This is a genomic window from Streptomyces sp. NPDC053069 (assembly GCF_044546895.1).
Taxonomy (GTDB): domain Bacteria; phylum Actinomycetota; class Actinomycetes; order Streptomycetales; family Streptomycetaceae; genus Streptomyces.
In genome coordinates this window covers 226562-250577 of record NZ_JBITZN010000015.1, presented here as the reverse complement: position 1 = coordinate 250577, position 24016 = coordinate 226562, and the positions used below count along the sequence as shown (strand labels likewise).

The following is a 24016-nucleotide window of genomic DNA, read 5'->3' as shown; positions in this document are numbered from 1 at the left end:
TGCGGTGAAGATTCGACACCTCCACCACACACGGGGGCCTTCGCCACGATCAAGACCGGCCAGCGTTAACAACGCTCGTGATCAATACACCTAGGCCGTACGACCTACTACCCGCGTCGTGCCGGTGGTCCGAAATGCCGATGCAAGGACCGTAACCGGGTTGAGAGCATGACACCCATGCTGGAAGCCCCCGACACCACAGCCCTCATATCCCGCCGCCGTACGACCGCGCCCACCTGGCTGGTGGTGGCACTCGCCTGTGCCGGACAGTTCCTGGTCGTCCTGGACGTGTCGGTGGTGAACGTCGCCCTGCCGTCCATGCGCAGCGGTCTCGGCCTGACCCCGTCGGGCCTGCAGTGGGTGGTGAACGCGTACGCCATCGCCTTCGCCGGGTTCATGCTGCTCGGCGGCCGGGCCGGCGACCTGTACGGGCGCAAGCGCATGTTCCTCGTCGGCCTCGGCCTGTTCACGCTGGCCTCGCTGGGTGGCGGCCTCGCCCAGGAGGGCTGGCAGCTGCTGCTGGCGCGGGCCGTGCAGGGTCTGGGCGCGGCGGTGCTGGCCCCCTCGACGCTGACCCTGCTGACCTCCGCGGTGCCGGAGGGCGCGGCGCGGGCCCGTGCGATCGCCACCTGGACCGCGGTCGGCGCCGGGGGCGGGGCCGCGGGCGGACTGGTCGGCGGGGTGCTCGTGGACGTGCTCTCCTGGCGCTGGGTGCTGCTGATCAACGTGCCGGTGGGTGCGCTGGTCCTGGCCGGCTCGGCGCGCCGGCTCACCGAGAGCCGGGCCGGCGACGGGCGGCGCCTGGACCTGCCGGGCGCACTGCTGGTGACCGGGGGCCTCGCGATCCTCGCCTATGGCATCTCGCAGACGGAGGCGGAGGGCTGGACGGCCCCCGCCACGCTGCTGCCGCTGCTCGCCGGGCTGCTGCTGATCGGCCTGTTCCTGCTGGTCGAAGCGCGTACGGCGGCCCCGCTGATGCCGCTCGGGCTGCTGCGGCTGCGCTCGGTCGCCTCGGCGAACGCGGCGATGTTCTTCTCCGGCTCGGCCATGTTCTGCATGTGGTACTTCATGACGCTCTACGCCCAGAACGTCCTCGGCTACTCGCCGCTCGCCGCCGGGGTCGCCCTCGTGCCCAGCTCGCTGTCCGTGGTCGTCGGCTCGAAGCTGGCGCCGCGCCTGATGCGGGGGGCGGGCGCGCGGACCGTGGCGGCGCTGGGCACGCTGGTGGCCGCCACGGGCTTCGGCTGGCAGTCGACGATGAACGCGCACGGGGCGTACGTCACCACGATCATGATCCCGGGCATCCTGATGATGCTCGGCGCGGGTCTGGCGGGGACCCCGCTGGCCTCCCTCGCCACGTCGGGGGCGGCACCGGGCGAGGCGGGGGTGGTGTCGGGGCTGATCAACACCTCACGGACGATGGGCGGTTCACTCGGGCTGGCCGTGATGTCGACCGTCGCCGCGGCGGGCACGGGCAGCGGCCGTGGTCCCCAGGCGCTGACGGACGGCTACGCGCTGGCCTTCCGGGCCAGTACGGCGGTGCTGCTGGGCGCGGCGGTGCTGATGCTGCTGTGGCTGCCGCGAAAAATTTCCGCGACTTCCTCCCGGTGAGGCAACGGTCCGGGCCGCCCATGGACTCCTTCTGACATCTAGGGAGGTGCCCATGGGGGACGGGAAGAGCGACCGGAACGAGGAGTTCCAAAGCTTCATGGTCGGCCGCTGGCCGCGCCTGATGCGTACGGCATTTCTCCTCACGGGGGAGCAGCACGCCGCGGAGGACCTGGTCCAGTCCACGCTGGAGCGGGTCTATGTGGCCTGGCGCAAGGTCGGCACGGCCGATGATCCGGAGGCCTATGTGCGGCGCGTGATGATCAACCTGCATGCGCGCAAACACAGAAAAAGGCTCAAGGAGTTCCTGGCTCCCAAGGACGACTCGGGCCTGGTGCACGAGGTGGCCGACACGGGGGACCGGATCGCGCAGGCCGACGACCGCGGCACACTGCTCAAGGCGCTCGCCCAACTGCCCGTGCGGCAGCGGGAGGCGGTGGTCCTGCGCTACTGGGAGGACCTGACGGAGACCCAGGCGGCCGAGGCGATGGGCTGCTCGGTCGGCACGGTGAAGAGCAACGCGGCCAAGGGCATCGCGAAACTCCGGGCCATACCGGGACTGGCCGAGATGGTGACGCACGGAGGGCTGAAGTAGATGAGCGCGGACCGGGAGAACCACCAGATGACCGACATGACGCAGACGGACATCGCCCTCCTGCTCGCGGACGCCGCGGACGAGGTGGAGATCGGTACAGCCCCTGTCCAGGCGGTCATCCGCGGCGGTCGGCGCCGTAGAGCCCGCCGTTGGGCGGTGGCGACGGCCACGGCCGTGGTGCTGGCGGGGTCGACGGGGGCGACGCTTGCGGTGACCGGCCTGCCGGGCGGCGGCCACGGGGACCGGCAGGGAAACGCGGCGACCGAACCGACCTCGCCCGCGGCACGGCATGTGTACGAGCCGCAGGAGACCCCGCTGTTGCGCGGCCGGTACAAGGGCACGTCCTGGTACGTCGACGTCCAGGTATGGGGAGCGCCGCAGAACAAGGCCGAGGCGGACGGGCAGTACGCCGCCATGGGAGAGCTGAACATGACGCCCGCTGTCGACAAGCCCACCGACCTGATCGGCAAGACCTCGTTCTTCGTGACCCGGAAGTTCGGCGACCAGGCCCCCCAGTCGATCATGTTCGACTCCAGGACGAAGCCGGAGCGGGTCTCGGGCAGCGACCTGCTGTCGGCCAGCAACCCCCTGGACAGCACGAGCGGCACATGGGACCAGCTAGTGGTCGGGCAGGTCGCCGAGACCGCCCGGGAGGTCACCTGCACCTGGAAGGACGGCACGACCACCAGGGCGAGGAGCGGCCCGGTCGTCTACGAGCACAACGTGCCCCGTCCGGCGATCGTGTCGGCAGCGGGTTATCCCGGGGCGAAGTGGTTCGCTTGCGTCGCACCGGAGGGCACCGCGTACAAGGACGCCAAAGTGACGCGATGACAGGCGGGGCGGGTGGAAGGCCCGGTCACAGCCAGCCCTGTTGCCGGGCCTCCCGCACCGCCTCCGCCCGGTTGCGGGTGCCCGTCTTGCCGATCGCCGAGGACAGGTAGTTGCGGACGGTGGACTCGGACAGATGCAGCGTGCCGGCGATGTCGGCGACCGTCGCCCCGTCCACCGACGCCTTCAGCACCTCGCACTCGCGGGCCGTCAGCGGACTGGGTCCGGCGCTGAGGGCTGCGGCGGCCAGTGCCGGATCGACGACGGTCTCCCCGGTGAGCACGCGCCGGATCGCCGCGGCCAGTTCCTCCACGGGCCCGTCCTTGACGAGGAACCCGGCCGCCCCGGCCTCCATGGCCCGGCGCAGATAGCCGGGCCGGCCGAAGGTGGTCAGGATCAGCACCCGGCAGTCGGGCGCCTGCTCCCGCAGCTCGGCCGCCGCGTCCAGCCCGCTGATGCCCGGCAGTTCGATGTCCAGCAGGGCCACGTCCGGCCGGTGGACGAGCACGGCGTCGACGATGCCGTCGCCCGAGCCCAGCTGGGACACCACCTCGATGTCCTCCTCCATACCGAGCAGCAGAGCGAGCGCACCCCGCATCATGCCCTGATCCTCGGCGAGCAGCACCCGAATGGACTTGCCGGTCCGGTGCTCCCGGGGCATCTCGTTCATCAGGTCAGATTAGGCCGTGAACGGCGGTCCGGCGCCGCGCCCGCCGCAGAAGTGGCGGGACGGGGTTCCGTCCAGCGGTGGCCCACGGGTCGGGCAGCCGCCGTCGATTAAAGACTTGGCATGGTCCGCTGCGGCGGGGGTTGACGGTCTCCGGGGGCGATCAAACAATCGCCGGTGCATTTCCAGGAATCCGCGCAATTTCCACCGCTGAATAGGTTCGGTATTTCGGCCGAACGTTGTCCGAAATATCGGCCAAGAATCCGAGGTGCACCGTGCCCATGAGATCCCCCCACACCGGCCCCCGGCGGCTGAGAAGTGCCGCCCTGTCCGTCCTCGCGGTCTGCGCGACCCTCGCCGCACTGCTCCTCGGCACCGGTGCGCCCCAGGCCGCCGCGGCCGGTTCGCTGCCCTGCGACATCTACGCCGCCGCGGGCACCCCCTGCGTCGCCGCGCACAGCCTGGTCCGGGCGCTGTACGGGTCGTACGGCGGACGGCTCTACCAGGTGCAGCGCGCCTCGGACGGGGCCAGGACCGACATCGGGGTGCTGTCCGCCGGCGGCTACGCCGATGCGGTCGCCCAGGACTCCTTCTGTTCCGGCACCACCTGCATCATCACCGAGATCTACGACCAGTCCTCCCGCCACAACGACCTCACCGTCGAGGGTGCGGGCGGCGCCGGCGCCGCCGATGTCGGGGCGCCCGCCGACGCGCTCCCGGTGACCGTCGGCGGCCACCAGGTCTACGGCCTGGAGATCTCCGCCGGCATGGGCTACCGGGACAACTCCACCTCGGGTGTGGCCGTGAACGGGCAGGCCGAGGGGATGTACATGGTGACGTCCGGCACGCACGTCAACAACCGCTGCTGCTTCGACTACGGCAACGCCGAGACCAACAACAAGGACACCGGCAACGGCCACATGGACGCCATCAACTTCGGCACCGAGTGCTGGTTCTCGCCCTGCTACGGACAGGGCCCGTGGGTGCAGGCCGACCTGGAGAACGGGCTGTTCCAGTCCGATGCCGGATACAGCAGGAACACCTCCGACACCGGCACCGGACCACTGCCTTTCGTGACCGCGCTGCTCAAGAACAACGGGCAGAACCATTTCGCGCTGAAATACGGAAATGCCCAGTCGGGCGGGCTCACGACCACCTATTCCGGGGGTGAGCCGACCAGGAGCGGATACTCGCCGATGCACCAGGAGGGCGCGATCGTCCTCGGCACCGGCGGTGACAACAGCAACGGCTCCATAGGCTCCTTCTTCGAGGGCGTGATGACCTCCGGCATCCCGACCGACGCCGCCGACAACGCCGTCCAGGCCGATATCGTCTCCGCCGGCTACGGCGGCGCGACCGGCAGCACCGGCACCCTGACCCCCGGTTCGGAGATCTCGCTGCGCGCCACCACCGCCTGCTGCACCGCCGACTACGTCCGCCACCACAACGACGCCGGTGTCATCTCCTCCGTCACCGCGAGCAGCTCCGGCACGGACAAGGGCGACGCCACCTGGATCGTCCGCCGCGGCCTCGCGCGCAGCTCCTGTGTCTCCTTCGAGTCACGCAACTACCCCGGCGACTACCTGCGCCACTACAACTACAGGCTCTACCGGCAGCCCATGGACGGCACCGCCCAGTTCCGGGCCGACGCCACCTTCTGCCCGCAGACCGGCAAGAGCGGCACCGGCACCTCGTTCGCCTCCTACAACTATCCGACCAGATACCTGCGCCACTACGCCTACAACCTCTACACAGCGAGCGACGGCGGCTCCAACGCCTTCGACAGCAGCACGTCCTGGACCGACGACGTCAGCTGGGCGGTCAGCTCGCCCTGGGCGCCGTAGCCGCGGCGTCCGCGAACTCCGCCGCTGCCGCCGGCAGTTCGGCGGTCACCGTGAAACCGCCGCGCGGCGACGGGCCGGCCGTGAGCGAGCCGCCCGCCGCCGCGAGGCGCTCGGTCAGCCCCTTCAGCCCCGTGCCGCCGATGCCCTGCTCGGGCCGGCGCACGGGCCTGCCGCTGCCGTTGTCGGTCACGGTGAGCCGGGCCTGCTCGGTGCCGCTCTCGACGGTGATCTCACAGCGGCCCGCGTCGCTGTGCCGGACCACATTGGTGACCGCCTCACGCACCACCCAGCTCAGCAGCGCCTCCGTCTGCGGTTCGAGCGGCACCCCGGACTGGCGCACCACGGGCTCCACGCTCGCCGCGGACAGCGCCGAACGCGCCCGGGTCAGCTCGGTGGCGAGGCTGCCCTCGCGGTAGCCGGTCACCGCCTCGCGGATCTCGGTGAGCGCCTGCCGGCCCACCGACTCGATGTCCGTGATCTGGCCCAGCGCCGCGTCCATGTCGCGCGGAGCCAGCCGCCGGGCCGCCTCCGACTTCACCACGATCACCGACAGTGTGTGCCCGAGCAGGTCGTGCAGATCCCGCGAGAAGCGCAGCCGCTCCTTCTCCACCGCGCGCCGGGCCAGCTCCTCACGGGCGGCGCGCAGTTCCCGTACGGCCTCGGACAGACCGAGGATCGCGGCGGTCACCATGCTGGAGAGAAAGGTCGCGTAGCCGATGTTCGTCGCGTCCCCCCAGCCGCCCCGGACGGCCGAGACACAGGTCGCGTACGCCGTCAGCAGCAGCCCGGTGCGGCCCAGCCACGGCCCGCGCAGCGCCGCGCCCACGGCGAGGCCGAGCAACGGGAAGAACATCAGCCAGTTGCCGCCGTAGCCGAGCGCCAGACCGGTGGTCACCAGGCCCATGAGGAGCAGTGCCACCCGGGTGGAGGCGGCCTCCCGCTTCGCGCGGTCGAAGGAGCGGAAGGTGACGTAGATGTAGAGGGAGTTGAAGATGAGCAGGCCCAGGGAACCGATGAACGGGTTCGGGGTCCTGCCCTGGAGGAGATTGGAGAAGGACCCCATTCCCATCAGCAGCCAGGGCAGCAGGGTGAAGCCGGTGGGCGGCGGGCCGGGATGGTCGACGTGCGGCTTCCTGCCCGCCTTCCGGGCGGCCCGTTGCGCCGCCTTGAAGCGCTCGTGCTCGGCCCGCCACTGGCGCCGTTCGGCCTGGAGGGCCTGTATCTGGCAGCGAACTCCCGACACCCAGTTCATGTCTGTGTTTCCCCCGGTCAAATGGTCCCGCCCGAGGGCGGTACGACAGCACGGCGTACGAACCGAACAGAATCAGCCAAGCCGTCAGCACGATGATGGCACCTGCACCCCGGGGCGCGCCGTACGACGTGACCGCCCCCGCGAAGGAGACGGCGTATCCCCGTTGTGTCATGCCTACGACGTTAGGAGCCCGGCCCCGCCTCCGGCAGATGCGGCTGTACCGACTCCGGCAGTACAAATGTCACTGCCGGCCGGTAGCTGATACGACGTCAGGAGCCTTCACAACTGTGGAGGGCTCGGCTATACAGAGGGCGCCGGACTGGAACGCGTTCTAGGTCGGCCCGTGGCGACCTCGGTGCGGCCGACGGTGCGGACGGCCGTGCCGAGGTCTTGAGACCTCTCAGGAGCCCCATGCCCATCGACGCAGCCAAGGCCCTCGCCGCCGAGCCCCGCTCCGGCCCGATCACCTGGACCACCAGGGACGTCCAGCTCTACCACCTCGGCATCGGCGCCGGCATCCCCGCCACCGATCCCGACGAGCTGCGCTACACCCTGGAGTCCCGGCTGCACGTCCTGCCGAGCTTCGCCACCGTCGCGGGCGCGGGTTCCCCCGGCGTGATCAGCGGTCTGTCCGTGCCGGGCGTCGACGTCGATCTGGCCAAGGTCCTGCACGGTGGCCAGAGCCTGGAGATCCACCGCCCGATCCCGGCCGCGGGCACCGCCACCGCCACCTCCCGGATCGCCGCGGTGTACGACAAGGGCAAGGCCGCCGTCCTCGTCATGCGCACCGAAGTCGCCGACGCACAGGGCCCGTTGTGGACCAACGACGCGCAGATCTTCGTACGCGGGGAAGGCGGCTGGGGCGGCGACCGCGGCCCCGGCACCCGCCCGGATCCGCCGACGGGAGATCCCGACCGCACCGTCGAGCGGACCGTCCGCGAGGACCAGGCACTGCTCTACCGCCTCTCCGGCGACTGGAACCCGCTGCACGCCGACCCCGAGTTCGCCAAGCTCGCCGGGTTCGAGCGGCCCATCCTGCACGGCCTGTGCACCTACGGCATCACGCTGAAGGCGGTCGTCGACACCCTGCTCGGCGGCGATGTCGGCCGTGTGCGGAGCTACCGCACGCGGTTCGCCGGGGTGGTGTATCCGGGCGAGACCCTCCGTATCCGCATGTGGCGCGAGCCGGACCGGGTGCGGGTGACGGTGAGCGCGGTCGAAAGAGACGACGCACCGGTCCTGGCCGACACCGTCGTAGAGCACTCCTGAAACCCGTATCGAGGGGAGCCGCACCATGCGCGCAGCCGTACTGCACGAGATCGGCCAGGAAAAGCTGGAGGTCCTCGACGACGTCGAGGCGGTGGGCTTCGGGCCCGGCAAGGTCCGGGTCCGGGTGCGGGCCACCGGACTGTGCCACTCGGACCTGTCCGCGATGAACGGGGTGCTGCCGCAGCCCGCGCCGTTCGTGCCGGGCCACGAGGGTGCGGGCGAGATCCTGGAGGTGGGGGAGGGGGTGCGGGGTCTGAAGCCGGGCGACCGGGTCGTCCTGTGCTGGCTGCCCGCCTGCGGTGCGTGTCCGGCCTGCAGGCGCGGGCAGACCCAGCTGTGCCTGGCCGGGTTCATGAACGCGGGCACCCCGAACTTCAAGCGCTCGGGCACCGATTGCTTCGGCTTCGCCGGCACCGGCACCTTCGCCGAGGAGGTCGTGGTCGATGCCGGCTGCGCGGTGCCGATCCCCGAGGACGTGCCCTTCGACATCGCCGCGCTGATCGGCTGCGGTGTGACCACCGGACTCGGCGCCGCCCTCAACACCGCCGATGTGCAGGCCGGTTCGTCGGTCGCCGTCATCGGGTGCGGGGGTGTCGGCATCTCCGCCGTACAGGGGGCCCGGCTGAAGGGAGCCGCCGAGATCGTCGCCGTCGACCCGGTCGCCTCCCGGCGCGAGTCGGCGCTCAGGTTCGGTGCCACGAAGGCGGTCTCGCCCGAGGAGCTGGCCGACGCCAAGCAGCAGATCACCGGCGGCGAGGGCTTCGACTACGTCTTCGAGGTCGTCGGCAGGTCCGCCACCGCGCGGACGGCGTACGAGAACACCCGGCGCGGCGGCACCCTGGTCGTGGTCGGCGCCGGCGCCATGGACGACTTCCTGCAGCTGAACATGTTCGAGCTGTTCTTCGACGAGAAGCGGATCCTGCCGTCCATGTACGGCGGCGGGGACGTGCTGCGCTCCTACGAGCGGACCATCGCCCTGTGGCGGGCGGGCCGCGTCGATCTCGCCGGGCTGATCACCCACCGGGTGCCGCTTACGGGGATCAACGAGGCGCTGGACCAGATGCGGACCGGGACGGCCCTGCGTACGTGCATCGAGATCTGAGGACGGGGACGGACATGGCACTGCCACTGGAAGGGCTGTCCGCCGTCGTCACCGGTGCCGGACGCGGGCTCGGCCGCGCCGAAGCCCTCGAACTCGCCCGGCTCGGCGCGGCCGTCGTCGTCAACGACTACGGACAGCCCGGACGGGACGGGTCCGGTGCGTCCTCGGCCGGTCCCGCCGAGGAGGTCGCCGCCGAGATACGGGCAGGCGGCGGCCGGGCCCGCGCACACACCGGGGACATCGCGGACTTCCGGCAGGCCGGCGAACTGATCCGGTCGGCCGTCGAAGAATTCGGCAAGCTGGACATCCTCGTCAACAACGCGGGCATCCTGCGCGACCGCATGGTGTTCTCGATGACCGAGGACGAGTGGGACGCGGTGATCCGGGTCCACCTCAAGGGGCACTTCAACACCACCCGCTTCGCCGCCGCCCACTGGCGGGAGCGGTCGAAGGCCGCCGGGGGACCGGTGTACGGGCGGATCGTGAACACCTCGTCGGAGGCGTTCCTCGCCGGTTCCGCCGGACAGCCCAACTACGCGGCGGCAAAGGGCGGAATCGTCGGCCTGACCACCTCCACCGCCCTCGCCCTCGCCAAGTACGGCGTCACGGCCAACGCCATCTGCCCGCGCGCCCGCACCCGGATGACCGAGGACGTCTTCGCCGGCTTCCAGCGGCCGGACCAGGGCCTGGATCCACTGGCCCCCGAACATGTCGCCCCGCTCGTCGGCTATCTGGCCGCACCGGCCGCCGCCCGCATCAACGGCCAGCTGCTCGTCGTCCACGGCGGCATGGTCGCGATCGTCGAACGGCCCCGGGTGCGGGCGAAGTTCGACAGCAAGCAGGAGACGTTCACGTACGACGAACTCGACGCGCTGCTCACCCCGCACTACGCGGACCGGCCCGAGGCGGAGACCTTCGCGGCGGCGGAGGTGCTGGGGCTCAAGCGGGGCTGAGCACACGAAGCGGGGCTGAGAACGCGAAGAGGGGGTGCCCGTCGGGGCACCCCCTCTCCCTGCAACCGTCAGGCAGCCGCCTCCGCGGTGTCCTCGGCCGGCCTCCGGTGCCGGCCGTGCGGAGCCGTCTCGCTCTCCTGGGCCGCGACCGGGCCCCGGTGCCGGCCGTGGCCGGCAGCCTCCTGCGAGTCGGCGGACAGCTGCTCCGTCGTGCTGGTGTCGCTCATCGGACGTATTCACCCCGTCATATGATCTTTCGTACAGCCGGGCGAGTGTAACCAACACACCACCGGCCGAATCCAGGCGCACACGCCGACCGCCACTACTTCGTTACAAGACGTCCCAGAGGTGCCTGCTGCAACGGCACCGGACGTGCCACCACCGGCTGCGCAGCCCGAAGGTGCGCAGGCCCCGGAGGGTCCGGTTCCGTCGGCGGCCGCGACGCCCCGGGTGCCTCGGCCGCCGTGCCGTCCCGGACCGGACCCTCCGGGCCCGCGTCCCCCGGCCCCCCGGTACCCCCCGAAGGCCCGGCGATGCCGCTCTCCGCGGCAGCCGGGTCTCCCGTCTCCCCCCGGGGCGCCGTCAGCTCCGCCACGCCGCAGGGAGTCTCCGGCGTGGCGTACGGCAGCCGCAGCACCCCGTCCCGTGTCCACACCCCGGCGCCGGCCAGCCAGCCCGCCGGCGCCGGGAGATGGCTCACCTGCCGTCCGGCCGGCCGCCAGGTGCTCACCCAGCTGCCGACCGGCCCGTCCACGTGCAGCGCCACCGCGCAGTTCTCCGGCATCAGCACCTGCCCGGGCTGGATCGCGAACGGCGTCACCACGCAGTCCGGCATGCGCAGGCTCTCCGGGAAGCGGACCGGCAGCATGCTGCCGAGCACGCCCCAGCCCAATCGTTCCTCCCCCGGCGAGGGGGCGTCGGAGGAGATGAGCAGCAGCCCGCTGTCGGGGTCGGCGAGCAGCAGCCGGTCGTGGCTCGTGGGCGCGATCTGCAGCAGCGGTGACACCTCGGCGCGCTCCAGGTCCACCACGACCGTCTTGACCGGCCCGCCCAGCTGCCGGTCCAGCGCCAGCATCCGTCCGGTGCGGTCCAGCCAGACCCCGCCCGAGCAGCACCCCGGCACCTCGGCGAGCCGCTCGGGCCCGTAGGTGCCGCCCGCCACCAGCCACACCGCGCTGGAGCGCGGGCCGGCGGCGAGGGCGTACGCCCGTGCACCTCCCGGGGCCGGCGGCAGCAGCGTGAGCCGGGTGCCGGGCTCGGGGCACTCCACCGCGCCGAGCGGCAGCTCACCGGTGCCGGGACCGGTCGGGTACAGCAGCGAGAAGGCGTGCCGGTGCTCGACCAGCCGGTGGATCAGCACCCGGCCGTCGGACAGGGGCTGGACCTCGGTGCCGGGTTCCTCCGGCTGGTTGCCGGGCAGCGGCACCGCGTACGGCTCCGGGCCGTCCAGCGTCCAGCGCTCCGGGAACCACGACTCGCCGTCCCGCGCGAGCCGTGCCGCGTACGCGCCGTCCGCCGTGATGGCGCACCCCGCCCCGCCGCCCTCCGCACCGGTCGACGGGGGTTCGATCGCACAGGCCGTCATCGTTCGGTCACCTCCGGCGAACGAAGCTAGTTTTCGCACGCACAGGCGGGGGACCGGCCGACATCCGCTTCACACATAAGGGTGGCGCAGAAGCGATTCACCTGAGGAAACCGGTGCTTATGTGCTGAGCGGGGTCAGACCCGGCGCATGCGGTACGGCCCGGGGACCAGCCAGGTAGCCTTTCCCTCGTGCCCCGTCTGTCTGAAGTCATCGCCGCGCTGGATACCCTGTGGCCCGCCGAGCGGGCCGAGTCCTGGGACGCGGTCGGCACGGTCGTGGGCGACCCCGACCAGGAGGTCACCCGGGTCCTGTTCGCCGTCGACCCCGTGCAGGAGATCGTCGACGAGGCGGTGAAGCTCGGCGCCGACCTGCTGGTCACCCACCACCCGCTGTATCTGCGCGGTACGACCACGGTCGCCGCGACCCACTTCAAGGGCCGTGTCGTGCACACCCTCATCAAGAACGACATCGCCCTGCACGTCGCCCACACCAACGCCGACACCGCCGACCCGGGTGTGTCGGACGCCCTCGCCGGCGCGCTCGACCTGAGGGTCGTACGACCCCTCGTGCCGGACCCCACCGACCCGCAGGGCTGCCGGGGCCTCGGCCGTGTCTGCGAACTCGACCACCCGCTGACCGTCCGTGAGCTGGCCGAGCGCGCCGCCGAGCGGCTGCCCGCCACCGCGCAGGGCATCCGGGTGGCCGGCGACCCCGACGCCGTCGTCCGCACGGTCGCCGTCAGCGGCGGCTCCGGCGACAGCCTCTTCGACCAGGTCCGCGCGGCCGGCGTCGACGCCTTCCTCACCGCCGACCTGCGCCACCACCCCGCCTCCGAGGCGGTGGCCACGAGCCCCCTCGCGCTGCTCGACGCGGCGCACTGGGCCACCGAGTGGCCCTGGTGCGAGCTGGCCGCAGCCCAGCTCGACGAGATCTCCGACCGCCACGGCTGGGACCTTCGGGTCCATGTCTCCAAGACGGTCACCGACCCCTGGACCGCCCACGCGGCGTCCACCGTCACCACTAGCTAATGGGAGCCCCCAACTGAACGCCGCGCCCGCCGACCAGATCCGACTCCTCGACGTCCAGGCCCTCGACGTCCGCCTGCAGCAGCTGGCGCACAAGCGGAGGTCGCTGCCCGAGCACGCCGAGCTCGACTCGCTGAACAAGGACTTCACCCAGCTGCGGGACCTGCTCGTCGCCGCGCAGACCGAGGAGAGCGACACCGCCCGCGAGCAGACCAAGGCCGAGCAGGACGTGGACCAGGTGCGCCAGCGCGCCGCCCGCGACCAGCAGCGCCTGGACTCCGGCGCGGTCACCTCGCCGAAGGACCTGGCCAACCTCCAGCACGAGATCGCCTCCCTCGCCAAGCGGCAGGGCGACCTGGAGGACGTGGTCCTGGAGGTCATGGAGCGCCGCGAGGCCGCGCAGGAGCGCGTGAACGAGCTGACCGAGCGCGTCGCCTCCGTCCAGTCGAAGATCGACGACGCGACCGCCCGCCGGGACGCGGCCTTCGAGGAGATCGACGGCGAGACCGCCTCGGTGACCAAGGAGCGCGAGGTCGTGGCGGCCGCCGTCCCGGCCGATCTCCTCAAGCTCTACGACAAGCTGCGCGAGCAGCAGGGCGGCATCGGCGCGGCCAAGCTGTACGCCCGCACCTGCCAGGGCTGCCGCCAGGAGCTGGCGATCACCGAGCTGAACGACATCCGCGCGGCGGCGCCGGACACGGTGGTGCGGTGCGAGAACTGCCGTCGCATCCTGGTGCGTACGGCCGAGTCGGGTCTGTAGGAGCCGGTAAGGGGGCTGTCGGGGTGCGGGAGTTCATCGTCGAGGCGGACGGCGGGTCGCGGGGCAACCCGGGGCCCGCGGGCTACGGGGCGGTCGTGCGGGACGCGGTGACGGGTCAGATCCTGACCGAGGCCGCGCAGTACCTCGGCGTCGCCACGAACAACGTGGCCGAGTACCGGGGCCTGGTGGCCGGCCTGCGCGCCGCCCACGCCCTCGACCCGTCGGCCCGGGTCCATGTGCGCATGGACTCCAAGCTGGTCATCGAGCAGATGTCGGGCCGCTGGAAGATCAAGCACCCCGACATGAAGCCGCTGGCGACCGAGGCACGGTCGGTCTTCCCACCGGACCAGGTCACCTACGAGTGGATCCCCCGCGCCCAGAACTCACACGCCGACCGCTTGGCGAACGAGGCGATGGACGCGGGGTCGAGGGGCGAACAGTGGGCTCCCTCGGAGTCCGAAGCAGACCGCACCGCGGGCGCCGGGGGTACCTCCCGGGCCGTTCGGGAACGGGGAGAGGCCCCTCTCGGCGAGCAGCTCCCGTCCACCGCCGGCGAGCAGCTCCCTTCCACCGCCGGCGAGCAGCCGGTCTCGTCGCCGGGCTGGAGCAGCGCCCCCGACCTCGGCGCCCCGGCAACCTTCGTGCTGCTCCGCCACGGCGAAACCCCCCTCACCCCCCAGAAACGCTTCTCCGGCAGCGGCGGCACCGACCCCTCCCTCTCCGCCGCCGGCCGCGAACAGGCCCACCGTGTCGCAGAGGCACTCGCCAGGCGCGGCACCGTCCAGGCCGTCGTCGCCTCCCCCCTCACCCGTACCCGGGAAACCGCCGCCGCCGTCGCCGCCCGTCTCGGCCTGGAGGTCACGATCGAAGACGGCCTGCGGGAAACGGACTTCGGCGCCTGGGAGGGCCTGACCTTCGGCGAGGTCCGCGAGCGCTACCCGGACGACCTGAACGCCTGGCTCGCCGACCCGGAGGCCCACCCCACCGGCGGCGGCGAGAGCTTCGCGGAGACGGCCACCCGGATCGCCGCGACCCGCGACAAGCTGGTCGCGGCCCACGCGGGCCGCACGGTCCTGCTGGTCAGCCACGTCACCCCGATCAAGACGCTCGTCCGCCTCGCCCTCGGCGCCCCGCCCGAGTCGCTGTTCCGCATGGAGCTGTCCGCCGCATCCCTGTCGGCGGTGGCGTACTACGCGGACGGCAACGCGAGCGTACGGCTGTTCAACGACACGTCCCACCTGCGTCCCTGAGCCCCGCGAGCTGCGCCGCGCCCCGCGCCAGCTCCTCGATCCGGGCCCAGTCCCCGGCGGCCACCGCGTCCGCCGGGACCATCCAGCTCCCGCCCACACAGCCGACGTTGGGCAGGGACAGATACTCCGGCGCGGTCGCCGGACCGATCCCGCCCGTCGGGCAGAAGCGGGCCTGCGGCAGCGGTCCGGCCAGAGACCTCAGATAGGCGGTGCCGCCCGCGGCCTGCGCCGGGAAGAACTTCATCTCCCGCACCCCGCGCTCCAGCAGCGCCACCACCTCCGAGGTGGTCGAAACGCCGGGCAGGAACGGCACCCCGGACGCCCGCATCGCCGTCAGCAGCGCGTTCGTCCAGCCGGGGCTGACCAGGAACCGTGCCCCGGCCGCCGTGCACTCGGTCACCTGCTCCGGGCTGATGACCGTCCCCGCTCCCACGACGGCCCCGGGCACCGCACCGCTGATCGCGCGGATCGCCTCCAGGGCCGCCGGAGTCCTGAGCGTCACCTCGATCGCGGGCAGCCCGCCCGCCACCAGCGCCCGCGCCAGCGGTACGGCGTCGGAGGCGTCGGAGAGGGCCACCACGGGCACGACGGGCGCGAGATCCAGTACGGAGGCAGCCGAAGAGGAGGGCGGCGGTGAGGTCATGCCCTCATCGTGCCCAGGGGATGCAACATGCACAAAGGCTGTTGCACATGTTGCAATGCAGTGCGGGGGTGAGTGGCGCCCCTCAGTGGATCTCCTCCACCAGCACATCCAGCGACCACGGCTTCCCGGCCTTCCCCGGCGCCTCGGCCTCCACCTCGTACCCGAGCTCCCGCAGCACCTCGACCAGCTCGGCGGGGTCCTGCGGGGCGGCACCGGCCGTCATGAGGCTCCGTACCATCCGGCCCTTGGTCGCCTTGTTGAAGTGGCTGACCACCTTCCGGGTGGGTGCGTGCAGCACCCGTACGGTCGCCGTCCGCCCCGCGACCTCGCCCTTCGGCTTCCAGGCCGCCGCGTAGGCCGAGGAGCGCAGGTCGAGCACCAGCCCGTCCCCGGCCGCCGCCGGCAGCACCTCGGCCATCGGCGTCCGCCAGTGCCCGGCCAGCGCGCCGAGCCCCGGCAGCTTCACACCCATCGAGCAGCGGTAGGAGGGGATGCGGTCCGTGACCCGCACCGCGCCCCACAGCCCGGAGAACACCAGCAGCGAGTCCGCCGCGCGCTGCCGCGCCGCCGCGTCCAGCGTGGCCAGGCCGAGGGCGTCGTACAGCACACCGGTGTAGATCTCCCCGGCGGGGCGGGCGCCGGCCGTGCGCAGCCCGGCGTTCTTCGTGACCTCGCCGCGCAGCCCCTCGCTCAGCCCGAGCACCTCGCGCGCCTTCTCCTCGTCGGCGGCGCACAGCTCGACCAGCTCGCCGAGCACGGCTTCCCGCGCGGGGGTCAGCCCCGGCAGCGACAGCGACCGGAGCTCCAGCGGGGCACCCTCACCCGCGTTCGCCTTGCCTTCCGAGGGCGGCAGCAGGACCAGCAACACGTACTCCTCACGTAGACCTCCGCGCCAGCGTACGGCGTCGACGAGCGCCGGCCGGACCGGCCCGGGGACGGCGAAGATCCAGTTCAGGCCGGGGTGAGCGCCCGCACGAGGCCGCCGGGGTCGTCGGCGTGCAGCCGCACCACCCTCACCCGGCGGGGGCGGCCGAGGAACGAGCGGTGGGTGACGGGTTCGGCCAGCTCCAGCTCGACCGACGTCTGGGAGCCGACCGCGAGGTCGAGCACGTCGTCCGCCGGCTCGTGCGTCATCCGCGTCCGGCGGTGTACGGCGGCGATCGCCTCCAGCGGGATGCGCAGGTCCACATGGGCGCCGTACCGCACCCGCAGGGCGTCCCGGGTCAGCACGTGCGGGCGGACCACGCAGGCCGCGTGCAGTCCGACGACGAACAGCACGCTGTAGACGTCCACCACCAGCAGGACGTCGTGCGCGGTGGGCATGTCGCGGAGCATCACGGACACACCGACCGTCTCCACCACGCACACGAAGACCAGCCCCGCCATCATGGCACCCTGCCCGCGCGTGTATCCGAACGCCCGCCCGCCGGTGGTGCCCTGGGTGCGCCGGGCCAGCCACAGCGCCAGGCTGGCGAAGAGCCGTGCTTCGTGCCGCGCCAGCCGCCCCACTGTCGTCAACATGCTCATCTCCCCTCGGTGGCAAGGATATTGAGCGCGCGGCGGATCACCTCGGCCTGGGCGGGCGCGAAGTCGGCGTACAGGGCGCGCAGCACGGGGTGGCCGGAATCGACCGGACCGGCCGGCAGCAGTCCCGGGGGGATGCAGCCGGCCAGGGTCCGCGCGGCCTCCGCCACCCGTGGATCGTCCGGTCCGGCCTCCGCGAGCGCGTCGAGCAGCGCGTACGCCTCGCGGGTCCGCGCCAGGGTGTCCGGGTCGTCCAGGGCGCCGCGCAGCGCGGACAGCAGCCGCTCCCGCTCCTCGGGCGCCGCCCCGGTGTCGATCAGGGCGAGGACCTCGCGGTCCTTGGCGGCCGTCGGAGAGCCGCCGTCGGCCAACGAGCCGAACAGTTCGGCCAGTTCCGGCGAGACGGGCCCCTCGGCGGGCAGCTCCCCGGCATCCAGCAGCGCCCGCAGCCGCTGCCGGCGCTCCCGTATCTCCGTCTCCTGCCGGGCCAGGTCCTCGTCCAGCTCGGTGAGCACCTCGACCAGGTCCTTCCCGGCGTCGTCGGCGAGCACGTCCCGTACCTCGGCGAGGCCCAGCCCCAGCTCGGTCAGCCGCCGGATCCGGGCGAGGACGACGGCGTGCCGCAGCGTGTAGCTCCGATAGCCGTTGGACCTGCGCTCGGGCTCGGGCAGCAGGCCCAGGTGGTGGTAGTGCCGCACGGTGCGCGTCGTGACGCCGACGGCGGCGGCGAGTTCTCCGATCCGCATGGGACCAGTACAGACGTTGACGTCGCGACAGGGTCAAGCGGCGAGGTGCGGCTTGCCGAGCCAGCGTTCCAGGGACTCCGGCAGACCCTTGCCGCCCTCGTCCTCGGCGGCCCAGGCCACGAATCCGTCCGGCCGCAGGAACAGCGCCTTGAGGCCGGGCCGGTCCGGGCAGGCGAGCGTACGGACCTCCAGCCGGTCGCCGTACCCCTCTGCGCGGGCGCGCAGCCCGGCGTCGTCGGCGAGGTCGAGCAGCAGGGCGCGCCCGGAGTGCAGATGGCCGCCGAGCCGGGAGCCGTCGGCCAGCACCAGGTCGGGGGCGCTGGCACCGGTCAGCGGGTGGTCGCCGGGCAGGTCGTAGCGCTGCCAGATGCCGGAGATCTTCGTGACGAGATACGTCGTGCCGGTGGTGGTCAGCGCCAGGTCGGTGACCACCCGGCGCAGGGCGCGGGCGTGCCGGTCCGGGCGCATCACGGCGATCTGCGCGCGGGTCCAGTCGAGCACCCAGGCGCCGATCGGATGCCGCTCGGCGGTGTAGCTGTCCAGCAGCGACTCGGGTGCCGTGCCGCGTATCACGGCGGCCAGCTTCCACCCGAGGTTCATCGCGTCCCCGATGCCGAGATTGAGTCCCTGCCCGCCGAACGGCGAGTGCACATGCGCGGCGTCGCCCGCGAGCAGCACCCGGCCCTTGCGGTAGTCGGTGGCCTGGCGGGCGTTGTCGGTGAACCGGGTCGCGGTGATCACCTTGTCGATCGTGACCTCGGGAACGCCCGCGACCCGGCGCAGACTGGCCTGCAGTTCCTCGGCGGTGATGGGCGCCGAGCGGTCGGCCGGGGGCCCGTCGAACTCCACGCTGAGGATCCGCCCGGGGAACGGCCCGTGGACGTACGTTCCCACGTCGGTGGTGTTCCAGCCCGTGCGCAGCCGCTCGCCGCCGGACATCTCCACGACCGCCTGATAGCCGGTGATCTCCGGTTCGGTCCCGGGGAAGTCGAAGCCGGCGAGCTTGCGGACGGTGCTGCGGCCGCCGTCGCAGCCGACCAGCCAGCCCGCGCGGACCGTCCCCTCGCCGGTGTGTACGGCGACCCCGTCCGCGTCGGCGTCGAAGCCGGTGAGCTCCACACCCCGGCGCACCTCCACCCCGAGCCGCGCGGCCCGCCGGGCCAGGATCCGCTCCACCTCGGCCTGGGGCACGCCGAGCCCCATCTCCCCGGCGGGGCCGGCGTCCGCCCAGGCCGGGTCGGAGCCGTCGAACAGATCGGGGTCCATGGTGATCCCGGCGAAGTGCCCGGCGAACTTGGGCGGGAGCTTGCCCCAGGATTCGAGCCTGCCGCTCTCCCGGAAGGCGCGCAGCCGTTCCTGTGCCGCCTCCCACACCGCCGCCAGCTCGGGCAGCAGCCCGCGCCGGTAGAAGGAGACCGCGCTCGGGACGTTGATCGCGCCCGCCTTGATCGTCTCGTCCACCTCGGCCAGCCGCTCCACGACCAGCACCCGCGCACCGCCGAGCCCCAGCTCACAGCCGAGGAAGAGCCCGACGGGCCCCGCGCCCGCCACCACCACGTCGTACTCGGTCATCGTCGTCATGCACACTCACTATAGTCACTAAAAATTTTGGTCGGATATAGTTTTCCCATGGATGAGGAACTTTCGCTGAGGGAGCGCAAGAAGCGGGAGACGCGGCAGCGGATCTCGGACATCGCCACGGGTCTGTTCGCCGAGCGCGGCTTCGACACGGTGACGGTCGCGGAGGTGGCGCGCGCGGCGGGCGTCTCCGCTATGACGGTCTTCAACTACTTCCCGCGCAAGGAGGACCTGTTCCTCGACCGCATCCCGCAGGCCGCCGAGCTCCTGGCCGGGGCGGTCCGCGACCGCGCACCCGGCCAGTCCCCGCTCACCGCCCTGCGCGGCCTGGCGCTGCGCCTGCTCGCCGAACGGCACCCGCTCGGCGGCGTGGGGGAGACCTTCGCCCCCTTCTGGCGGGTCGTCGTCGACTCGCCGGCGCTGCGTGCCCGCGCCCGGGAGGGGGCCGAGGAAGTCGAACGGGCGCTGGCCGCCGCCCTCACCGAGGCCGGCGCGCCCGACCCCGACCTCCTGGCGGCCCTGGTCGTGGCGGCCTACCGGACGGTGTTCACCGCCTCCGTACGCAGGCTGATGGCGGGCGATGCGGTGGAGGACGTGGCCCGGGACCACCGAACGGCCCTGGAGGCCGCCTTCACCGCGCTCGAACGGACGGGCCTCGACGGGCCCTGACGGCCGAGGCCGGTCCGGGCGCGGCATGGAATCGGGGTCCGAAGGCGTTGCACCCGTGAGCGCATGACAGGCAAGGGGGTGCCCGATGACGGAACAGGCGCGGTGGACACGGGCCCGGCTCGGCCACGGCGGGCCGCCGCTCGACCTCCTGACGGCGAACTTCCGCCGGCACACCTATGCCCCGCACGCCCACGAGGAGTACACGATCGGCGTCTGCGTCGGCGGCTGCGAGGTGATCGACTACCGGGGCGGCCACATCCGCACCGGACCGGGCACCATCGTCGTCCTCGACCCCGGCGAGATGCACACCGGCGGCCCCGCCAACACCACCGACGGCTACGCCTACCGCGCCCTGTACGCCGAGCCGGCACTGCTGACCGACGGCATCCTCGGCGGCCTGCCCTACTTCCGGGAACCGCTCCTCGACGACCCCGGACTCGCCGCCGCGCTCCGCCGCGCCCACACCGAGCTCAGCTCCTGCCCCGACCCCCTGGAGGCCGAGTCCGTCCTGCCCTGGCTGCTGACCGCGCTGTCCCGCCGCCACTCCACCGCCAGACCGGGACGCGACCTGGTCCCCGGCGCGCAAACGATCGCCCTGACGGTCCGCGACCGCCTCGCCGACGAACTCACGGCACCCCCGCCGCTGTCCTGCCTCGCCGCCGACCTGGGCCTGTCCCGCTACCAACTGCTGCGGGCCTTCCGTACGACGATGGGCGTACCCCCGTACGCCTGGCTCGCCCAGTACCGGGTGAGCAGGGCGCGGGGCCTGCTGGAGGCCGGCCTGCGCCCGGCGGAGGTGGCGGGCCTGGTGGGGTTCGCGGACCAGGCGCACATGACCCGCTGGTTCCGCCGGGTGCTCGGGGTGACGCCGGCGGCGTACCGCAGCAGCGTCACCTCGGGGGCGCATCGCAACAACGTTCAAGACACGCCGTGAGGACACGGCCGAAACTCACCGCATGACTGCACGTGGCTGGTTTCTGTTCTCCCTCATGGGAGTGATCTGGGGCGTCCCCTACCTGATGATCAAAGTGGCGGTGGACGAGGTGTCCCCGCCGGTGGTCGTGTTCACCCGCTGCGCGCTCGGCGCGCTCCTGCTGCTGCCCTTCGCCCTGCGCCAGGGCGGCCTGCCCCGCACCGTACGCGCCCACTGGCGGCCCCTGCTGGCCTTCGCATGTCTGGAGATCATCGTCCCCTGGTTCACGCTCACCGACGCCGAACGGCACCTGTCCAGTTCGACGGCCGGTCTGCTGATCGCGGGCGTGCCGATCGTGGGCGTGGTCGCCGCCCTCGCCCAGTCCCGGCTCCGGTCGAGCGGGGGGACTCCCACGCCCGGGGACCCCGAACACCTCGGAGGGGACACCGAACACCTCGGAGCCCGCCGCATCACCGGCCTCGCCCTGGGCCTCGGCGGAGTGACGGTCCTGACCCTTCCCCACCTGGCCGGCGGCGACGCCCGCTCCCTGGCCGAGGTGCTGCTGACGGTCCTGGGCTACGCCACCGCTCCGCTGATAGCCGCGCGCCGGCTGAAGGACGTCCCCTCCCTGCACCTGACGGCGGCCTGTCTGAGCCTGGCGGCCGTGGTCTACGCCCCGGTGGCTTTCCTGGCCCGGCCGTCGTCCGTGCCCTCCGCCACCGCCTTGGCGGCCCTGGCCGGCCTGGGCGTGCTCTGCACGGCGGTGGCGTTCGTGGCGTTCCTGGAGTTGATCAAGGAGGCGGGCCCGACCCGCGCCACGGTGATCACGTACGTCAACCCGGCGGTCGCGGTGGCGGCGGGTGCCGTCTTCCTGAGCGAGCCGCTGACCCCCACGGTCCTGGCGGCCTTCGCCCTCATCCTGGCCGGCTCGGTCCTGGCCACGGCCGCCGGTCCGCGCCGGTCCCGGCGCCCGGTACCATGGTCGATACGGCAGACGAGCCGGGCGGACGGCCGCGTGGAGTCCCCCTAGGGGGCTTCCCGAGGAACGTCCGGGCTCCACAGGGCAGGGTGGTGGCTAACGGCCACCCGGGGTGACCCGCGGGACAGTGCCACAGAAAGCAGACCGCCGGGGATCTCGTCCTCGGTAAGGGTGAAACGGTGGTGTAAGAGACCACCAGTGCCCAGGGTGACCTGGGCAGCTAGGTAAACCCCACCCGGAGCAAGGTCAAAAGGAAACACTCCGGTGTTTCTGCGCGGACGTTCGAGGGCTGCCCGCCCGAGTCCGCGGGTAGACCGCACGAGGCCGGTGGCAACACCGGCCCTAGATGGATGGCCGTCGCCCCGGCGCCCGCGAGGACACCGGGGAACAGAACCCGGCGTACAGCCCGACTCGTCTGCCTCTCCACGCCCCCGCAGGCGTTCTCAGCGGCGACGGCCCGGTCATGCCCGTTGATCACGCAGCTGTGCCCGGCAAACTCCATGATCCCCCGGACATGGAGCCGCCGCGGAGGGGAAAGGTGTTGACGGGCTTCGAACTGGAGCCGACCGGACAGCACTTGACGGCGGATACGATCCCACGCGGGAACTCAACGAGCCTAAGGGGAAGAGCACATGACCGGCGCTGTCATCACCATCGCCATCGTCCTGATCGTCATCGGGGGCATCACGGCGAGTGTGGTCGCGTACTTCAGACTGCAGCGCCACCGTGCCGACGCCGTCGCCATGGCCGAGTACCGCAGGCTCGCCACCGAAGCGGTGGCCAACCAGCAGGAGCTGCAGGGGCAGTTGGCCCAACTGCACGACCGGGTCAAGTCCGTCGAGAGCCTGCTGCGCAGCGTCGACTGAGCCCGGGACAGTCAGCGCCGTGTCAGCGTGCGCCGGGAGCATGAGGGACCGGGCCAGGCGCCCGGACCTCATACGACTCGGACACCGGAGTGCATGACGTGTCGAACCCCTTTGATGACCAGGACGGAACCTTCCTCGTGCTGGTGAACGACGAAGGCCAGCACTCTCTCTGGCCCGCATTCGCCCAGCGGCCGCAGGGCTGGCAGGTGGCCCTCGACGAAAGCCCGCGGGACACCGCACTGGCTTTCATCGAGGAGCACTGGACCGATATGCGCCCGCGCAGTCTGCGCGAGGCCTCCGGCACACAGGTCTCTTGAGTATCCGTCGATTCGCCTGGATGTCGGAGGACCAACTGTGAGCATGGCGATTCAGGCGGACGGGCTGCGCAAGCGCTACCGGCAGCACGAGGCCCTCACGGGAGTCGACCTCGCCGTTGCCGGCGGTACGGTGCTCGGCCTGCTCGGCCCCAATGGGGCAGGCAAGACGACCACGGTGCGTACGTTGGCGACTCTGGTCGAACCGGACGAGGGGCGCGCCGAAGTGGCCGGGTTCGACGTGGTGCGCCAGCCGCACGAAGTACGTCGACGGATAGGCCTGGCCGGCCAGTACGCGGCGGTGGACGAACTCCTCACGGGCCGCGAAAACCTCGTTCTCATCGGTTCACTGCTCCATCTCGGCAGGCGCGCCGCGCGGGGGCGTGCGTCGCAGCTCCTCGACCGGTTCGATCTGGCGGATGCGGCGGACCGGCCCGTGGGGACCTACTCGGGTGGCATGCGGCGGCGCCTGGACCTGGCGGTGTGCCTGGTCACGACACCGTCGGTGCTCTTCCTCGACGAGCCCACCACAGGGCTCGACCCGGTCAGCCGGATGGCGCTGTGGAGCGCGGTCCGGGCCTTGGTGGCGGACGGGGTGACCGTGCTCCTGACGACCCAGTATCTGGACGAGGCCGATGCCCTCGCCGACCGGATCGCCGTCGTCGACTCGGGCCGGGTGATCGCCGAAGGCACCCCGGACGAGCTCAAGCGGAAGGTCGGCGAGGAACGCCTGGAGATCGTGGTGGCGCGCCCGGACGAGGTGTCCGCCGCGGTCACCGCGCTGCGCCGGATCTCGGCGGACGAACCGTCCGTGGACCCGGACAGTCGCAGCGTTTCCATCGTGCTGGGCGACGGCATGACCGGTATCGCGAACGCCGCCTCCGCGTTGCGGCAGGAGGGTGTGGAAGCGGTCGACTTCGCGCTGCGCAGACCGACCCTCGACGACGTCTTCGTGACGCTCACCGGCCAGTCCGCCTGAACACGCCTTGGTGCCGAGGTTCGCTGAATCCCCCACCGCCCCGCTCCGGGGGCGGACGAGCGACCAG

The 24016-nt window shown here is 72.1% G+C and carries 24 protein-coding genes, 1 other RNA gene and 2 pseudogenes; 18 read left to right on the top strand and 9 right to left on the bottom strand.

Going from position 1 to position 24016, the window contains the following annotated elements; genetic code table 11:
• Positions 1 to 168: 168 nt before the first annotated feature.
• From ACIGXP_RS30955 to ACIGXP_RS30945, 3 genes are read left to right on the top strand one after another with little or no spacing between them, the layout of a single operon-like run.
• Positions 169 to 1611, top strand: coding sequence for an MFS transporter (locus ACIGXP_RS30955; protein ID WP_399773906.1), 1443 nt, complete (start codon positions 169 to 171; stop codon positions 1609 to 1611).
• A gap of 52 nt (positions 1612 to 1663) precedes the next feature.
• On the top strand, positions 1664 to 2203 hold the full coding sequence (locus ACIGXP_RS30950; protein ID WP_363215440.1) for a SigE family RNA polymerase sigma factor: 540 nt from the start codon (positions 1664 to 1666) through the stop codon (positions 2201 to 2203).
• On the top strand, positions 2204 to 3034 hold the full coding sequence (locus ACIGXP_RS30945) for a hypothetical protein (protein WP_399773902.1): 831 nt from the start codon (positions 2204 to 2206) through the stop codon (positions 3032 to 3034).
• A 25-nt stretch (positions 3035 to 3059) separates the two neighbouring features.
• On the opposite strand, the gene ACIGXP_RS30940 is transcribed toward ACIGXP_RS30945, so the two are convergent.
• Positions 3060 to 3701 (bottom strand): response regulator transcription factor, encoded by a 642-nt coding sequence (locus ACIGXP_RS30940; protein WP_363215438.1) that lies wholly within the window; start codon positions 3699 to 3701, stop codon positions 3060 to 3062.
• Positions 3702 to 3979: 278 nt separating this feature from the next.
• Here ACIGXP_RS30940 and ACIGXP_RS30935 point away from each other — a divergent pair, with 278 nt between their 5' ends.
• Positions 3980 to 5542, top strand: a complete 1563-nt coding sequence (locus ACIGXP_RS30935) for an alpha-L-arabinofuranosidase B (protein WP_399773900.1) — start codon at positions 3980 to 3982, stop codon at positions 5540 to 5542.
• Here ACIGXP_RS30935 and ACIGXP_RS30930 read toward each other — a convergent pair.
• Positions 5520 to 6794, bottom strand: coding sequence for a sensor histidine kinase (locus tag ACIGXP_RS30930; RefSeq protein WP_399773897.1), 1275 nt, complete (start codon positions 6792 to 6794; stop codon positions 5520 to 5522). The two genes, ACIGXP_RS30935 and ACIGXP_RS30930, sit on opposite strands and share 23 nt — an antisense overlap.
• 411 nt (positions 6795 to 7205) lie before the next feature.
• On the opposite strand from ACIGXP_RS30930, the gene ACIGXP_RS30925 reads away from it, so the two are divergent.
• Genes ACIGXP_RS30925 through ACIGXP_RS30915 form a run of 3 tightly spaced genes read left to right on the top strand, consistent with a single transcriptional unit; the run spans position 7206 to position 10118 of the window.
• Entirely contained in the window at positions 7206 to 8063 is an 858-nt protein-coding gene (locus tag ACIGXP_RS30925) for a MaoC/PaaZ C-terminal domain-containing protein (protein WP_399773895.1), read from the top strand.
• A 25-nt stretch (positions 8064 to 8088) separates the two neighbouring features.
• Entirely contained in the window at positions 8089 to 9165 is a 1077-nt protein-coding gene (locus ACIGXP_RS30920) for a Zn-dependent alcohol dehydrogenase (protein ID WP_399773891.1), read from the top strand.
• Positions 9166 to 9179: 14 nt separating this feature from the next.
• Positions 9180 to 10118 carry a 3-oxoacyl-ACP reductase gene (locus tag ACIGXP_RS30915; protein ID WP_363215433.1) on the top strand — a complete coding sequence of 313 codons (939 nt, stop codon included), beginning with the start codon at positions 9180 to 9182 and terminating at the stop codon, positions 10116 to 10118.
• Between the two features lie 68 nt (positions 10119 to 10186).
• On the opposite strand, the gene ACIGXP_RS30910 is transcribed toward ACIGXP_RS30915, so the two are convergent.
• Entirely contained in the window at positions 10187 to 10345 is a 159-nt protein-coding gene (locus ACIGXP_RS30910) for a hypothetical protein (protein ID WP_363215432.1), read from the bottom strand.
• A gap of 95 nt (positions 10346 to 10440) precedes the next feature.
• Positions 10441 to 11703, bottom strand: coding sequence for a hypothetical protein (locus tag ACIGXP_RS30905; RefSeq protein WP_399773887.1), 1263 nt, complete (start codon positions 11701 to 11703; stop codon positions 10441 to 10443).
• A gap of 188 nt (positions 11704 to 11891) precedes the next feature.
• Between ACIGXP_RS30905 and ACIGXP_RS30900 the strand changes: the two genes are divergently transcribed.
• From ACIGXP_RS30900 to ACIGXP_RS30890, 3 genes are read left to right on the top strand one after another with little or no spacing between them, the layout of a single operon-like run.
• Complete coding sequence (locus ACIGXP_RS30900; RefSeq protein ID WP_363215430.1) at positions 11892 to 12731, top strand: Nif3-like dinuclear metal center hexameric protein; 840 nt, start codon at positions 11892 to 11894, stop codon at positions 12729 to 12731.
• A 13-nt stretch (positions 12732 to 12744) separates the two neighbouring features.
• The gene (locus tag ACIGXP_RS30895) at positions 12745 to 13488 is read left to right on the top strand and encodes a C4-type zinc ribbon domain-containing protein (RefSeq protein ID WP_363215449.1); all 744 of its coding nucleotides are present in this window, start codon (positions 12745 to 12747) and stop codon (positions 13486 to 13488) included.
• Positions 13489 to 13511: 23 nt separating this feature from the next.
• Positions 13512 to 14738 (top strand): bifunctional RNase H/acid phosphatase, encoded by a 1227-nt coding sequence (locus ACIGXP_RS30890; RefSeq protein WP_399773883.1) that lies wholly within the window; start codon positions 13512 to 13514, stop codon positions 14736 to 14738.
• Here ACIGXP_RS30890 and eda read toward each other — a convergent pair.
• The 5 genes from eda to ACIGXP_RS30865 all read right to left on the bottom strand — a co-directional run bounded on the left by eda (position 14710) and on the right by ACIGXP_RS30865 (position 19223).
• Positions 14710 to 15381, bottom strand: coding sequence for a bifunctional 4-hydroxy-2-oxoglutarate aldolase/2-dehydro-3-deoxy-phosphogluconate aldolase (gene eda / locus ACIGXP_RS30885; protein ID WP_399773879.1), 672 nt, complete (start codon positions 15379 to 15381; stop codon positions 14710 to 14712). The genes ACIGXP_RS30890 and eda overlap by 29 nt on opposite strands.
• An 82-nt stretch (positions 15382 to 15463) precedes the next feature.
• Positions 15464 to 16246 carry a peroxide stress protein YaaA gene (gene yaaA / locus ACIGXP_RS30880; RefSeq protein WP_399773916.1) on the bottom strand — a complete coding sequence of 261 codons (783 nt, stop codon included), beginning with the start codon at positions 16244 to 16246 and terminating at the stop codon, positions 15464 to 15466.
• Between the two features lie 86 nt (positions 16247 to 16332).
• Positions 16333 to 16902 carry a hypothetical protein gene (locus tag ACIGXP_RS30875; protein WP_399773876.1) on the bottom strand — a complete coding sequence of 190 codons (570 nt, stop codon included), beginning with the start codon at positions 16900 to 16902 and terminating at the stop codon, positions 16333 to 16335.
• Positions 16903 to 16904: 2 nt separating this feature from the next.
• Positions 16905 to 17651 carry a MerR family transcriptional regulator gene (locus tag ACIGXP_RS30870; RefSeq protein ID WP_399773873.1) on the bottom strand — a complete coding sequence of 249 codons (747 nt, stop codon included), beginning with the start codon at positions 17649 to 17651 and terminating at the stop codon, positions 16905 to 16907.
• Positions 17652 to 17684: 33 nt separating this feature from the next.
• On the bottom strand, positions 17685 to 19223 hold the full coding sequence (locus ACIGXP_RS30865; RefSeq protein ID WP_399773914.1) for an FAD-dependent oxidoreductase: 1539 nt from the start codon (positions 19221 to 19223) through the stop codon (positions 17685 to 17687).
• Between the two features lie 57 nt (positions 19224 to 19280).
• On the opposite strand from ACIGXP_RS30865, the gene ACIGXP_RS30860 reads away from it, so the two are divergent.
• From ACIGXP_RS30860 to ACIGXP_RS30825, 8 genes and pseudogenes are all read left to right on the top strand, one after another.
• On the top strand, positions 19281 to 19898 hold the full coding sequence (locus ACIGXP_RS30860) for a TetR/AcrR family transcriptional regulator (RefSeq protein WP_363215424.1): 618 nt from the start codon (positions 19281 to 19283) through the stop codon (positions 19896 to 19898).
• Positions 19899 to 19983: 85 nt separating this feature from the next.
• The gene (locus ACIGXP_RS30855) at positions 19984 to 20832 is read left to right on the top strand and encodes an AraC family transcriptional regulator (protein ID WP_399773870.1); all 849 of its coding nucleotides are present in this window, start codon (positions 19984 to 19986) and stop codon (positions 20830 to 20832) included.
• Positions 20833 to 20854: 22 nt separating this feature from the next.
• Positions 20855 to 21179: pseudogene (locus tag ACIGXP_RS30850) on the top strand (EamA family transporter); the annotation flags it as partial.
• Positions 21158 to 21691 (top strand): annotated as a pseudogene (locus ACIGXP_RS30845) (EamA family transporter); the annotation flags it as partial. The pseudogenes ACIGXP_RS30850 and ACIGXP_RS30845, both read left to right, overlap by 22 nt.
• Positions 21692 to 21806: 115 nt before the next feature.
• Positions 21807 to 22208, top strand: an RNA gene (rnpB, locus tag ACIGXP_RS30840) — RNase P RNA component class A.
• Between the two features lie 214 nt (positions 22209 to 22422).
• Positions 22423 to 22656 (top strand): hypothetical protein, encoded by a 234-nt coding sequence (locus ACIGXP_RS30835; protein WP_363215422.1) that lies wholly within the window; start codon positions 22423 to 22425, stop codon positions 22654 to 22656.
• 98 nt (positions 22657 to 22754) lie between these two features.
• Positions 22755 to 22973 (top strand): MbtH family protein, encoded by a 219-nt coding sequence (locus tag ACIGXP_RS30830; RefSeq protein WP_363215421.1) that lies wholly within the window; start codon positions 22755 to 22757, stop codon positions 22971 to 22973.
• Between the two features lie 43 nt (positions 22974 to 23016).
• On the top strand, positions 23017 to 23949 hold the full coding sequence (locus tag ACIGXP_RS30825; RefSeq protein WP_363215420.1) for an ATP-binding cassette domain-containing protein: 933 nt from the start codon (positions 23017 to 23019) through the stop codon (positions 23947 to 23949).
• Positions 23950 to 24016: the final 67 nt, after the last annotated feature.